We start from the raw sequence: 243 nt of genomic DNA on the forward strand, positions 1-243 counted from the left end.
CAGGAAGCAAGCTTCCTGGTTTGGGCTCTTCCCGTTTCGCTCGCCGCTACTAAGGGAATCGATGTTTCTTTCTCTTCCTCCGGGTACTTAGATGTTTCAGTTCTCCGGGTGTGCCTCGTTCACGCTATGTATTCACGTGAACGTACTGCCCCATTATGGGCAGTGGGTTTCCCCATTCGGAAATCTTCGGATCACAGCTTACTTACAGCTCCCCGAAGCATATCGGTGTTAGTGCCGTCCTTC

The 243-nt window shown here is 51.9% G+C and carries 1 rRNA gene; it reads right to left on the minus strand.

Annotation, left to right across the window (positions count from 1 at the left end):
* Positions 1-243 (minus strand): 23S ribosomal RNA (locus tag AWV70_RS20885); the annotation flags it as partial.

Source organism: Sporosarcina koreensis (assembly GCF_001531445.1).
Taxonomy (GTDB): domain Bacteria; phylum Bacillota; class Bacilli; order Bacillales_A; family Planococcaceae; genus Sporosarcina; species Sporosarcina koreensis_C.